This is a genomic window from Spiroplasma endosymbiont of Dasysyrphus albostriatus (assembly GCF_964019495.1).
Lineage (GTDB): Bacteria > Bacillota_I > Bacilli_A > Mycoplasmatales > VBWQ01 > Spiroplasma_E.
The window spans coordinates 1020511-1033284 of sequence record NZ_OZ026447.1; the positions used below are offsets into that span (position 1 = coordinate 1020511).

The following is a 12774-nucleotide window of genomic DNA, read 5'->3' on the forward strand; positions in this document are numbered from 1 at the left end:
TTTGTTTTACAAAGTTACTAATTCAGATTAATTCTGTCTTCAAATTTTATCATAAAATGAGCAATTGCTGTATTTCAATTTTGAATGGGCATTGTTCATTTTTTTGTTATATTGTCAATTGCTAAATAAAATATTTTAAAAACTGACATATCGTTAGGAAAAACTTTTTTATTTCTGATGACTTTTCGTAATTGACTATTAACAGATTCAATAGCATTTGTGGTATAAATTACCCTTTTTATTTCTGCAGGATAACTAATAAAAACCATTAAATTATCTCAATTTTTATATCAAGATTTAGCAATTTGTGGATATTGTTTAGTTCATTTATTTTCAAATGATTCTAAAGCTTGCATTGCTTGTTCTTCACTACATGCAGTATAAATTGGTTTTAAATCTGCAACTAGAGATTTTCTATGCTTATATGAGACATATTTCAAACTATTTCTAATTTGATGAACGATGCATAATTGATGTTCGGTTTTAGGATAAACTGATTGTATTGCTTCTGACATGCCTGTTAAATTATCACTACAAGCAATCAGAATATCATTTAAGCCACGATTTTTCATTTCTGTGAAATTGACTAATCAAAATTTAGAACCTTCATTTTCACTAATTCATAAACCTAAAACATCTTTTTTACCTTCTAAATCAACTCCTAAAGCTATATAAACTGATTTATTAATAATCCGTTTATCTTGTCGTACTTTAACTACTATACAATCAAAATAAACAATCGGATAAACACTATCTAATGGTCGATTTTGCCATGCTTTGACGTCATCAATAACATCATCAGTAATTTGACTAATAACACTTTCACTAATATCAGCACCATGATATAACTCTTGTAATTGCATTCTAATATCTGATAATGTCATACCTTTTGCATATAAAGAAAGAACTTGTTGATCAAAACCATCAAATCTTCTTTGTCTTTTTGCAACTATTACAGGATTAAAATTACTATTACGATCTCTTGGTACATCAATTTCAATTTTACCTTGTTGGGTTATTAATTTTTTTGAACTTATACCATTACGAGCATTGTCACTATTACTATGTTGATTCTTATCATATCCTAAATAATTTTGCATCTCAGAATTCAACATTTTTTCTACTAATCTTTTTGTTAATTCTTTATATAATCCTCCCTCTTTAAAAACTGTTGTTAAATCTTCAGTATTGGAATGGCAACACTTTTTAGGACTATTTTTTGGTAGACATTTGTTGTTGATATTTAACTGGAGTTAAGTAGTTTAAAGTGCTGTGAATTCTTATATTGTTATATCAATTGATGTAATCAAATAATTCTAATTTTAATTGGATTAATGATGTAAAATTTTTATCATTAATAAATTCGGTTTTAAAAGTTTTAAAAGTTGCTTCAGCAACAGCATTATCATAAGGACAACCTTTTTTACTTAAAGAACGGTTAATGTTGAATGCTAGTAAAAGTTTATCAATAATTTTATTGTTAAATTCATTACCGCGATCACTATGAAATATTTGAATATCTTTTAAACAGCGATTTGATTGCATAAATGCTTGATGTACTAATGATGCATCTTTTTTAACTCCAACACTATGTCCGATAATTTCGCGGTTAAATAGGTCTATTAATAGGCAAATATAGTTTCACCTACCATTAACTTGTACATAAGTTAAATCACTAACAATAACTTCATTTTTAATCCTATTCTTAAATTTTCTATTAACAAGATTAGTTATTTGACTATCGTTAACTTTGTTATTATGATTTTTGAATGATAATTTAGTATATTTTGATATTAAATTATGTTCATTCATAATTTTTTTAATTTTTCTGCGCGATAAATAAATTTCTTGGTTTTCTAGAATTTTTTTTAATCTTCTAGGGTGGTTAGCCCTAATTACTGGACCATATTTTGATAGATATTTCTAAATTTTTATTTGTAATATTGGTGGTTTTAAAAATTTAGAATGTATTCTTTCATAATTATAAAACATAACATATTGATTTACATCATTAATAGCTTCATTGATTGTTAAATATTGATTTGAGTCTTTAGGCAATCATTCTTGAGATAAATGTGAAAATCAATTTTCAGATATGACATTACCGCCAATATCATATGGTTGTTTTTTGCTTAAAATTATTTGTTTGTTTTTTGCTCATTTTGTAATTTCTTGACAATAAAATTCGTTGGCGTTATCTGAATGTAAAATAACGTTTTTTATTTGATTTCAAGAAAATTGGTTGTTTATTTTTTCAAGTGCAGGAAGAATTAAATCTTGATATGATTTATTTGAAAATGTATTATAACTAACAACATTATTTGAATAAAAATCAATAATTACAAAAAGATATAGTCAACCTTCTTTGGTGTTTATTTGTTTAGTATCCATTGATCAAATTTGATTTGAAGCGGTTGTACTTTTGTAATCTTTGTTTACTTTATCCATTGTAGGTATTCACTTATTTGGATTTTTTTTGTTTTTAGGATAGTTATTTTTAGTTTGTTTTAATCCTTGAATATTGTGTTTTTTCATAATTTTTCGCATTTGTTTTGTTGATAATTCTATATTTAAAATGATATTTTTCTCTTGTTTTAATCACTCTTTAAAAGCTGAAAAAATTCTTAAATATCCATAAATTCTACCTTTTCTTGTAGAATGAAATTCGATTAAAAGTTGGCATAATTCTTGATATTTATGATTGCAATTAATAATATGATTTTTTTCTTTTTTAATAAGTTTTTGTTTATTTTTTAAAAAGTAATATGTTGATCTGTTTAATTGAAGATATTGACATAAGTTTCTAATTGAATATTGATTTTTGCAATCATCGATAATTTTAATTTTTTCTTTGATATTTAATTTGTTAATTATTAATGCTATTTGTTTAATTTTATCCATTAATAAAAATCCTTTCAGGTCAAAATTAGTGTTCATTATATAACACAATTGTTTTTAGAATACATTCAGATTTTTTAAATTAATGGTCTAGTAAAAAGGGCTAAGTGGCCCCATCCAGTATTTTCTAATAATAAATCTACTGCTTGTGATATTGGATCATTGTTATTAATATTTTGCTTTTTAGCCATCTGTAACTCACTCTTTCTAGAAAATTAATTATATTTACTAGAACTAATTAAACATAGTTATTTTTGTAAGTTACACAGATTACTAAACATTACCGAAAATAAATGAACTAAACAATATCCACAAATTGCTAAATCTTGATATAAAAATTGAGATAATTTAATGGTTTTTATTAGTTATCCTGCAGAAATAAAAAGGGTAATTTATACCACAAATGCTATTGAATCTGTTAATAGTCAATTACGAAAAGTCATCAGAAATAAAAAAGTTTTTCCTAACGATATGTCAGTTTTTAAAATATTTTATTTAGCAATTGACAATATAACAAAAAAATGAACAATGCCCATTCAAAATTGAAATACAGCAATTGCTCATTTTATGATAAAATTTGAAGACAGAATTAATCTGAATTAGTAACTTTGTAAAACAAAGAAACACAGATTATTAAAAAGCCTCAATTAAAACTTACCTTTCTCTATAACCCTACTAGGTAAGTATTTTGATTATACTTTATCATTGTTGATTTGTATAGCAATTTTAGTGTTTTTTTAAAATTTTAATATTTTTTTATATTTAAAAGAGTCAGATTTAAAATCTGACTCTTTTAAGGAATTATCTATCTATCTATTTTTTTTTAGGATTTTCTTTAGCATTAGCTCATAATGCTGCTGCTTTTCCAAAAGCCTCAGTGTGTTTTAATTCTGGGTGTTCTGCTTTAACTTTTGGCAATGTAGCTTTCATAAAAATATTAAAAACAGTAGGTTTTTTGCTGCCATATTTTCCTTCTCCTTTCACTTTTCTTATATTATTATTATTATAATATATTTTAATTATTAGTGTGTTAATAAACTATAAGAGTATATTTTTAAAAATATTAAGTTTTTATTTTTTAAAAACATAATTATTAATAATATATCCAACTCCATGTTCATCATTATTTGGAGCAATAGTTTTACCATATGGTTTTAAAGCAATATTAGCATTTTCCATTACTATTGGATGACCAGATACTTCAAACATTGGTAAATCATTAAATCCATCACCAATCGTTAATGCATCTTTAGTGTCAATATTTAAATGATTACATAATCATTGTAGTGCTGAACCTTTATTAATGTTTTTATTACCAATTGAAAAAACATTTGTATGATATTGAACAATTGTTAAATCCGGAAAGTTAGTTTCAAAATTATTAATGAATTTTGTAATTTCATTAGCCTTTCAATATTTTTCTAAAATAACCATTACTTTTGAAATTGGCATTTTAATATCAGTACTATTAGTTAACTTAATAATTTTAATTTGCAGATTTTCAACTCATGTACTTCAACTATTAGCCGCATGGTTAACATACAAAGTATCAATACTATTAAAATGTAAAATCATTTGTTTATTATATTTGGTTAATCATTCATAAAGTTTAATTGTTGTTTCTGAATTTAATTGTTGTAAATAAATTCATTTTTGTTTAGTATATGATCAAATTTCAGCGCCATCATTACCAATAATATAACCATCATATTTTTCAGCATTAATCATTTTACCAACACGAATAGCATTTTCACCATATCTACCTGTATTAATTACAACTTTAATATTATTTTTTTGAGCTTTTAAACAAGCATTAAGATTAATTTCACTTAAGGCACTGCCACTATCAAATAAAGTACCATCTACATCAGTAAAAATTATTTTTACCATCAATCATTTCCTGCTTTCTTTTTTCTATTATTTTATTAATATTATAAAGATAAAATAATAAAATACTATATATTTCCATAGAATAAAATTTCTTAAATTAAAATAAAATATTATATTTTAAATATAATATTTTATTTTAATTTTTATATAATAAAAATTTCAAAAAAGAAAAAACCTTTAATGAAAAACATAAAGGTTAATAAAATAATGTATGGTGCGGAACAAGGGACTTGAACCCTCATGCCTTTCGGCGCCAGAGCCTAAATCTGGTGCGTCTGCCAGTTTCGCCAATTCCGCATTTTTGGTGTCCCGTATAGGCCTCGAACCTACAACCCTCAGATTAAGAGTCTGATGCTCTGCCAATTGAGCTAACGAGACATCTAGGGGAATAAAAAACAAGTAATTATAATACTTGCAGTCTAAATATTAATTAATGGTGACTCGTACGGGGATCGAACCCGTAATGTAGGAATGAAAATCCTATGTGTTTACCAATTCACCAACGAGCCGTAGAAAACAAGAGTTTAGAATAATGGCGCCCAGTATAGGATTTGAACCTATGACACTTCGATTAACAGTCGAATGCTCTGCCGCTGAGCTAACCGGGCATTTACTAAACCTTAATTATTATATTGAAGAAAAGTATAATTTGCAATAACTAATAAAGTTTTTTTTATTTTTTTCTTGATTACGGCAATGTATATGATTTATTAATCATTTTTTTAAATTAAATATAATAATAACTTAAGTATTATTTGTAATAATGAATACTATTAATGATAAAATTAATTAGAAAGAAGTAAACATAGAAATCATGTAGAATTACATTATTAATATAAAGGGGTTTTAATTTATGAAGTTATTATTAGCAACATTAAGTTTTTTAACATTTGGAACAACTGTAGGAACTTTTGGAAATGTATTAAGTACGAATCTAAGCAAAATAAATAATAGTATTAAAGAAACTTATACTATAATTCCTAATTCATTTAGTTTGAAAAGTGAATTAAGAAAAGAAAAAATGAATACTGATAATATTGATATTGATATGTTAGATGGAATGACAAAGGCTATTATTCGTTATATGCCAGATACAACAGATTTACCTTTTTTAGTTAAAGAGGTTAATTTGCTTTGACTAAGTAATGATATTAGTCAAATAATAACTAAAAAAGCATTGCCTTATAGTAAAAGTTTTGAAAAAAACGGAATAGTTGATAAAGATTTAATTTTAGAAGCAATTAATATTATGAATGGTACTAAGTTTTCTAATAATGATTTAGATATACTAATTAATCAAGATAATAAAAATATTTCTTTAATAGCAAAAAGTAATAGTCACTTTCAAGGGAAAATAGATATTTTAAATAAGCCAGTAGAATTTTCGGATATTTTTTATGAACAAAATCTTGGAAAAATTTATTTTAATACTGATATGTATGAAAAAAGCACATTCTTACATCCAACAAGTCAATTTGGGAGATTTGCAACAGTTATGGAATATTTGGGAAATCGTAATAAATTAATAAAATTTTATGAAAATGAGATTACATCTGCTTTAACTAGTTCAGCATTAAAAATATATGAGTTAAGTTTTCCCAATTTTAATAATGAAGGAAAGATTGAATTTAGTTTTGCAATTGAAAATATTATGAATTATTCATCATTTAAAGCAAACTTTTTACCATTACCAACAGAAAATAATCGATTTTTTATTAACTACCAAGGTAAACAACCAAAAAATGATGAAGAAATTGACATTAAGTTAGAAGGATTATATACAGAAAATAATAAAAATAAATTATTTTATGATGTTGTAGTAAAGACACTTGGTAAAAAAATTGCTGATAAGTATAAAGATATTTTATATAATGAATTTCTTATTGAGAGTTTTAATAAAAAATTAAAAACTGCAAAAATAACTCCTAAACCAGGATCAAAAATATTTGCTTTTTCAACAAAAGTATCAGAAAGTTATACAGAAATACCTTATTATAAGTTAAATATTTCATGATAGCATAATTAAATTAATATAAATCCCTAATTATTTAAATATAGATTCAGGAGATAAAGTTATGAGAAAAATAATTAGATTTTTTTTAAATTATATTTTGGTTAGTGCAACAACAATAAATGTTATTGCTTGTAGGTGAGGTTGTACTAATAATGATTATGATTTAGCTGATGAAAATGAGCAAGATATTTCTGGTAATTATATTGTTCCTGATATCAATAAGAGAATTAATAAAGTAGTAAGTGATCGCATAAATTTTATTGAAGGTGAAGATGCTGCCAGTTTAAAACAATGATATTTAAAAAATCCGCAAAATTGATTTAATAAAACTAGTAAAAAACTAAACTTTGTTACTAATTTAGAAGAAAAAATTCAATATCAGGCAAAAAAAGAATCGATTAATGAATTTAACTTGTTAGCAAATAATAAGAGTAATTTTACAGATTTTTCTGATTTACAAAATCAAATTAATACTACTAATCTTGGCAAAACTTATACAAATGTTAATTGGGATACATTAATTAATTCATCTACAATAAATGCTAATGAAAAAGCAGAGATAAAAGATAAATTAGTTCGATTTTATAATATATTTGCACAAATTTATGGTAAAAAAAATGTTCTTAAACTTTTATATCGAGTGGCTAAAATTAATAAAAATGGCTTATTTGGTTTTGTTAAATCTGGTTATGTTTATGATTCACAATTTCAAAATTATTCATTAGTTCAAGTTATGGCAATAAATCCAAATTCTCTTAGTAAAAGAACTCAATATTGGCAATATGTTAGTGGTTATAAAGCTTCAAAAAGTATTATTAGAACAATTGTTCATGAATATGGTCATGCTTTAGGCTCTTTTATTCGTTTAAATTTTCAAGGAAAACAAAGAATAAATTCACTTGCAGATAATGATCCTAAAAAATGATGAAATAATTATTTTAATTCATCTTATTTATTAAAAGATAATCTAGAAAAAGGAGAAATAACTGATGAAACTAATTATATGATTTCATCATTAGCAAATGGTACAAAAATTAACGATCCAATTTATCAAAAACTTTTAGCATATGGTATTGTGAGAAGTGAATATGGCCGAGAATCACATCTTGATTTATTTGCCGAAGCCTTTGATCAGTGAATAGATACTGAAGAAAGTCAACGTAATATTGCATGAGAAAAATTATATAATTTTTTTAGAATTGATTTGCCTAGAATATTATAAAAAATATGAATCTAAAATTTAAGTTCAAATTAATAAAAGAAAAAATAAAATATCTTATTAGAAACAATAAGAATTTATATAAAATAAATTTTATAATTTTCTTGAATTATTCTTAATTTCACTACTTAAAGTTTCATTATTTAAATTATATTTATTTATTTCTTTTGAATTAAAACTTTTAATTTCTTCTTTTCTTAATAAAAGTTGTGGTGAATTTTTAATTTGTTCTTCTGTAAATAACTCAATTTGTGTGCGTGTAAATGCTTGTATTTGTTTTTCATTAAAATATGGAATTTGTCAATCTGTAAATCAGGGTATTTTGGAATGGGCCACTGGTGGTTAGCCCTAATTACTGGACCATATTTTGATAGATATTTCTAAATTTTTATTTGTAATATTGGTGGTTTTAAAAATTTAGAATGTATTCTTTCATAATTATAAAACATAACATATTGATTTACATCATTAATAGCTTCATTGATTGTTAAATATTGATTTGAGTCTTTAGGCAATCATTCTTGAGATAAATGTGAAAATCAATTTTCAGATATGACATTACCGCCAATATCATATGGTTGTTTTTTGCTTAAAATTATTTGTTTGTTTTTTGCTCATTTTGTAATTTCTTGACAATAAAATTCGTTGGCGTTATCTGAATGTAAAATAACGTTTTTTATTTGATTTCAAGAAAATTGGTTGTTTATTTTTTCAAGTGCAGGAAGAATTAAATCTTGATATGATTTATTTGAAAATGTATTATAACTAACAACATTATTTGAATAAAAATCAATAATTACAAAAAGATATAGTCAACCTTCTTTGGTGTTTATTTGTTTAGTATCCATTGATCAAATTTGATTTGAAGCGGTTGTACTTTTGTAATCTTTGTTTACTTTATCCATTGTAGGTATTCACTTATTTGGATTTTTTTTGTTTTTAGGATAGTTATTTTTAGTTTGTTTTAATCCTTGAATATTGTGTTTTTTCATAATTTTTCGCATTTGTTTTGGGGCGCATTGCAAACTTGGATACGGTTTAATAAGAAATTAAATGAGAGATAAAACTCTCATTTTTAATTGTTGAACAATTATAATTAATTATTTTGATAAATCTGTACTTTATTAAAGTAATTAATTATTACATAACTAAATAAAAATTATTAAAGGCTATAGTGCAGATATAACTAATAGTAATTTTTGTGTTGCTCTTTTAAAACTTGATATTTTTTGGTTCCCTTCCCCTAGAACCCCTACCCTCCAAGGCTTTTGCTACCTACAGTAGCAATAAGCCTATACGTATAGTAGTAGAAGTATTTAGTTAGTAGTATATAAGCCTTTTATCACTGTAGGTGATAAGGCTTATACATAGAAAGGATTCGTAATGATTAATGTTAATTTAGATATTAAAAATAAAGTAAGAGAAACAACTAAAGGTATGTTATTAGAAATTGGTGAATATGAAACATGATTTCCAATTAAAGATACTATTATTAATCAAAATAATAAAAAAATAACATTAAAAATAATTGAAGATTTTAATTATAAATTAGGTAAAAAATCAATTACAAAAGATATTGAAAGTATTAAAGGTAGTGAAATTTTAAAATATATAAAAAATATTTCAGATATTACTACAAATGAAAATAAATTAATATCTTGTGAATTTTATGAACAATATAATGGTTATTATATTTTTACAAATGATAAAAATCAAGAATGTTTTAAATATAACATTACATGAGAAAAAGATATGAAAAGTTTTAAAATAAATAATCCATATAAAGATAATGATTTAGTAATAAATTATATTGTTACACCAATGAAAGATATAAATACTCATAATGAAAAAATATTTTATTTAAAGTATTAAAGGAAATTAATATGTTATTAAATGTTGAAAAAATAGAATTAATTAAAAATTTATGTAATGAAAAATTACTTAAAAATAAAAAATATATTGAAATACAAGAAATATTAAAAATTATAGAAAGAGAGAATTAATTTATGTTGAATTTAAAAGAAGATAAAAGAATATATTTAAAATATGAAGAAATTGAAAAAATATTTGGTTCATGTGATATTTGTCATAAAAATTCATCATTTGCAAATAGAACTTGTAATAAATGTTTTTATAAATTAATTGGTGAAAAAAATGAAATGTAATATACATAATGAAAAATATATATGATTTAGTGAAATTGAAAATACATATTATTGTAATAAATGTATTGATGAAATGATTGAAAACGATATGTTTTTAACATCAAATAATTGAGATTCTTTATATGAATATTATATTAATGAATTACAATTAGAAAATTTTAAAGGAGTGTAAATATGAATAGATTAGAATTAGAAAATGCAAAAAAATTAATAGAAAAATTTGAAGAATTACAAGAAGAATTTAATAGTAAATATGAAAATTGAGAAATTACAATTGATGATGATGGTGATTTAAAAATTTATAATGATTATTTTATTTATGAAGATGTAAACAAATTAGAACAAGCAATTATTGATTATAAAAGAATTTTTAAAGGTTAAAGGAGATGAATAAATATGACAGCAGCTCCTAAAAAGAAACCAGAAGATTTAATTATTAAACAAATTATTATTAGACTTACTAAAAGTGACCATTATGAATTAAAAAAACTTTGTGTAAAAAAAGAAATTACAATTAATAATTTTGTAAGGGATTTAATTAAAAATGCAATAAATAGAAAGAGTGATAAAAATGAATAATAATTTATATAAAAAAATACTTAAATTACAATTAGAAATTGGTAGTACACCTAAAAATGGTTTTAATACTCATGGTAATTATAAATATTGATTATTAAGTGATATTTTTAATAAAGTTAAATTATTATGTAAAGAATTAAATATTGTTATTACACATGAAGATATATTAACAACTGATAGAAAAATAAATTATTTAGAGACTAAAGAAGTAGAAATAACTTATTTTAAAAGATATACAATTATTGATTTAGATAATGATAAAGAAATTAAATATTTTGATATATTAGCATGTGCTAAAAATAAAGATGTAGCAAAAGCAAAAGGTAGTGCAGAAACTTATGCTTATAGATATTTTTAATGAATTTATTGTTATTAAGTGAAGATGAACTTGACCCAGATAATGATAATGTTAATTTAATACAAAATAATAAACAACAAAATAATTATATTAATAATAATGTAAAAATACAAAATGAAAAATGAGAACCAAGTGAAAAACAATTAGATTATTTTGAAAAATATATGATTACAAATACAGTTTTATTTGATGAATGTATCAGAGAAGATATGGAAAGATTAAATCCAAGTAATAATAAAGATTTTTTAATATTAATGGGTGAAAATTATTTAAAAACTTTATTTGATAAATTTAAAGAAATTCGTGAAAGATTTAAAAATTTAAAAAATAATAATAAAAATGAGTATAGAAATTATGAATAAATGTAAATATTGTAATAAAAGAATTTGATTAACTAATTATTGATGTATGAATTGTTTAGAAATATTAATTATGAATTTAAATAAAAATAAGGAGAATAAATAATGGGATATTAAACAAAGTATAAATGTGTTTTTTGTGGAGAAATAATGATTGGTGATGAAGAAAATATTGAACATGTAAGAGAACATAGAAAGGGTATTAGATAATGAAAAAAGTTGAAATTAATAAAGAAAATAATGAAAAATGTGGATTTGAATTAAATCATCAAGGTAAAAGTGTATTTCCACCACAAGAACCAATACCATGTTGTTTTAGTGAAGTTAATACTCTAGGTAAACATATAACAAATTGCACTAATTTACCAACAAAATTAGATAAAGATAATGTACAAGTAAGATATTTTTGTGAAGAACATATGATTAAAGTTGAAAATATAAGAAGAAAAATGGCTCAAAAATATATTAATGAATATAAAGAAAAATTAATTGAATATTGTAAAAGATGTGATTATCAATTTAGTAATTCATGATATACACAAAAATATGATGATAATATATGTACTGATTGTTTTGCTGAAGAAGGTGAATGAAATGAAGAATTAGAAGGAAATGATGATGAAGATGATGAATAATTATTTACTTTCAATTGACCCAAGTATAAAAAATACTGGATTTACATTATGAGAAAAAGAAAATATAAGTAATAATTTTATAATAATTTGAAAACCAATATTTGTTAAAAGTTATAGTTTTAAAAATTATAAGGGAAAAAGAAGTTTTTATTGAGCTATAAATGCAAATAATGATGAATTAGATTTAATTATAGAAAGTGGTTTTCCTAATATGAAAGGTTCTGAAACACAAGACCATCTTCGTGGTTTTATTGCTGGACAATTTAATAAATTATTAACAAAAGATATGTTAATAAGTCCTAAAGAATGACAAAATTGATATTTAAAAGAATTAAGATATGAAGAAGATGATTTATTTAAAGATAAAAAGTGAAATAAAGAAAAATCATTATATATAGTTGGTGGTTTAATTAGACAACAAAATTGAAATATAAAAATATCAAATCATGATGAAGCAGATAGTTTATTAATTGGTTGATATTATTTAAATAAGGAGAATAAATAATGAGTAAAGATGATTTAAAACCATGTAAACATTATATATATTATAAAGTACAAAATTATTATTTTGGAGAATGTGATATGTGTGATGAAGAAAAGGAGAATAAATAATGCAAAAAGAAAAAATTAAAATTAGAAATTATGAATTTGAATTAA

The 12774-nt window shown here is 22.8% G+C and carries 17 protein-coding genes, 4 tRNA genes and 1 pseudogene; 12 read left to right on the forward strand and 10 right to left on the reverse strand.

Annotation, left to right across the window (positions count from 1 at the left end):
* Nucleotides 1-17: 17 nt before the first annotated feature.
* From AACL11_RS06140 to AACL11_RS06150, 3 genes are read right to left on the reverse strand one after another with little or no spacing between them, the layout of a single operon-like run.
* Entirely contained in the window at nucleotides 18-1241 is a 1224-nt protein-coding gene (locus AACL11_RS06140) for an IS256 family transposase (protein ID WP_422397949.1), read from the reverse strand.
* On the reverse strand, nucleotides 1213-1896 hold the full coding sequence (locus AACL11_RS06145; protein ID WP_338988499.1) for an IS3 family transposase: 684 nt from the start codon (nucleotides 1894-1896) through the stop codon (nucleotides 1213-1215). The genes AACL11_RS06140 and AACL11_RS06145 overlap by 29 nt, the downstream gene beginning before the upstream one ends.
* 27 nt (nucleotides 1897-1923) lie before the next feature.
* Complete coding sequence (locus AACL11_RS06150) at nucleotides 1924-2937, reverse strand: IS3 family transposase (protein WP_338986622.1); 1014 nt, start codon at nucleotides 2935-2937, stop codon at nucleotides 1924-1926.
* Nucleotides 2938-3183: 246 nt separating this feature from the next.
* On the opposite strand from AACL11_RS06150, the pseudogene AACL11_RS06155 reads away from it, so the two are divergent.
* Nucleotides 3184-3501, forward strand: a pseudogene (locus tag AACL11_RS06155) (transposase); the annotation flags it as partial.
* Nucleotides 3502-3969: 468 nt separating this feature from the next.
* Here AACL11_RS06155 and AACL11_RS06160 read toward each other — a convergent pair.
* The 5 genes from AACL11_RS06160 to AACL11_RS06180 all read right to left on the reverse strand — a co-directional run bounded on the left by AACL11_RS06160 (nucleotide 3970) and on the right by AACL11_RS06180 (nucleotide 5396).
* Nucleotides 3970-4788, reverse strand: coding sequence for a Cof-type HAD-IIB family hydrolase (locus AACL11_RS06160; protein ID WP_252320908.1), 819 nt, complete (start codon nucleotides 4786-4788; stop codon nucleotides 3970-3972).
* A gap of 212 nt (nucleotides 4789-5000) precedes the next feature.
* Nucleotides 5001-5085, reverse strand: a tRNA-Leu gene (locus AACL11_RS06165).
* Between the two features lie 5 nt (nucleotides 5086-5090).
* Nucleotides 5091-5166: transfer RNA gene (locus AACL11_RS06170), tRNA-Lys, on the reverse strand.
* 56 nt (nucleotides 5167-5222) lie between these two features.
* A tRNA-Glu gene (locus tag AACL11_RS06175) sits at nucleotides 5223-5297 on the reverse strand.
* Nucleotides 5298-5321: 24 nt separating this feature from the next.
* Nucleotides 5322-5396 (reverse strand) — tRNA-Asn (locus AACL11_RS06180).
* A 245-nt stretch (nucleotides 5397-5641) separates the two neighbouring features.
* On the opposite strand from AACL11_RS06180, the gene AACL11_RS06185 reads away from it, so the two are divergent.
* Together AACL11_RS06185 and AACL11_RS06190 are read left to right on the forward strand one after the other, a co-directional pair.
* A complete protein-coding gene (locus AACL11_RS06185) occupies nucleotides 5642-6805 on the forward strand; it encodes a hypothetical protein (RefSeq protein ID WP_338986758.1) in 1164 nt (387 codons plus the stop codon).
* Between the two features lie 58 nt (nucleotides 6806-6863).
* Nucleotides 6864-8024, forward strand: coding sequence for a hypothetical protein (locus AACL11_RS06190; protein WP_338986760.1), 1161 nt, complete (start codon nucleotides 6864-6866; stop codon nucleotides 8022-8024).
* Nucleotides 8025-8114: 90 nt separating this feature from the next.
* On the opposite strand, the gene AACL11_RS06195 is transcribed toward AACL11_RS06190, so the two are convergent.
* Both AACL11_RS06195 and AACL11_RS06200 read right to left on the reverse strand, forming a co-directional pair.
* The gene (locus AACL11_RS06195) at nucleotides 8115-8357 is read right to left on the reverse strand and encodes a hypothetical protein (RefSeq protein ID WP_338986762.1); all 243 of its coding nucleotides are present in this window, start codon (nucleotides 8355-8357) and stop codon (nucleotides 8115-8117) included.
* Nucleotides 8358-8401: 44 nt separating this feature from the next.
* Nucleotides 8402-9046 carry a DDE-type integrase/transposase/recombinase gene (locus tag AACL11_RS06200; protein WP_338986765.1) on the reverse strand — a complete coding sequence of 215 codons (645 nt, stop codon included), beginning with the start codon at nucleotides 9044-9046 and terminating at the stop codon, nucleotides 8402-8404.
* A gap of 358 nt (nucleotides 9047-9404) precedes the next feature.
* Here AACL11_RS06200 and AACL11_RS06205 point away from each other — a divergent pair, with 358 nt between their 5' ends.
* The 9 genes from AACL11_RS06205 (at nucleotide 9405) to AACL11_RS06245 (ending at nucleotide 12622) form a co-directional block, all read left to right on the forward strand.
* On the forward strand, nucleotides 9405-9893 hold the full coding sequence (locus AACL11_RS06205) for a hypothetical protein (RefSeq protein WP_338986766.1): 489 nt from the start codon (nucleotides 9405-9407) through the stop codon (nucleotides 9891-9893).
* Nucleotides 9894-10027: 134 nt separating this feature from the next.
* Nucleotides 10028-10186, forward strand: coding sequence for a hypothetical protein (locus AACL11_RS06210; RefSeq protein WP_252318925.1), 159 nt, complete (start codon nucleotides 10028-10030; stop codon nucleotides 10184-10186).
* On the forward strand, nucleotides 10176-10358 hold the full coding sequence (locus AACL11_RS06215) for a hypothetical protein (RefSeq protein ID WP_338986767.1): 183 nt from the start codon (nucleotides 10176-10178) through the stop codon (nucleotides 10356-10358). The genes AACL11_RS06210 and AACL11_RS06215 overlap by 11 nt, the downstream gene beginning before the upstream one ends.
* Nucleotides 10359-10360: 2 nt before the next feature.
* On the forward strand, nucleotides 10361-10567 hold the full coding sequence (locus AACL11_RS06220; protein ID WP_338986769.1) for a hypothetical protein: 207 nt from the start codon (nucleotides 10361-10363) through the stop codon (nucleotides 10565-10567).
* Nucleotides 10568-10582: 15 nt separating this feature from the next.
* Nucleotides 10583-10765 carry a hypothetical protein gene (locus tag AACL11_RS06225; RefSeq protein WP_338986770.1) on the forward strand — a complete coding sequence of 61 codons (183 nt, stop codon included), beginning with the start codon at nucleotides 10583-10585 and terminating at the stop codon, nucleotides 10763-10765.
* The gene (locus AACL11_RS06230) at nucleotides 10758-11123 is read left to right on the forward strand and encodes an ERF family protein (protein ID WP_338986772.1); all 366 of its coding nucleotides are present in this window, start codon (nucleotides 10758-10760) and stop codon (nucleotides 11121-11123) included. The genes AACL11_RS06225 and AACL11_RS06230 overlap by 8 nt, the downstream gene beginning before the upstream one ends.
* A complete protein-coding gene (locus tag AACL11_RS06235; RefSeq protein ID WP_338986774.1) occupies nucleotides 11123-11485 on the forward strand; it encodes a hypothetical protein in 363 nt (120 codons plus the stop codon). The genes AACL11_RS06230 and AACL11_RS06235 overlap by 1 nt, the downstream gene beginning before the upstream one ends.
* 206 nt (nucleotides 11486-11691) lie before the next feature.
* Complete coding sequence (locus tag AACL11_RS06240) at nucleotides 11692-12117, forward strand: hypothetical protein (protein ID WP_338986776.1); 426 nt, start codon at nucleotides 11692-11694, stop codon at nucleotides 12115-12117.
* A complete protein-coding gene (locus AACL11_RS06245) occupies nucleotides 12107-12622 on the forward strand; it encodes a hypothetical protein (RefSeq protein WP_338986777.1) in 516 nt (171 codons plus the stop codon). Before AACL11_RS06240 ends, AACL11_RS06245 begins: the two co-directional genes overlap by 11 nt.
* The last annotated feature ends 152 nt before the right edge of the window (nucleotides 12623-12774 follow it).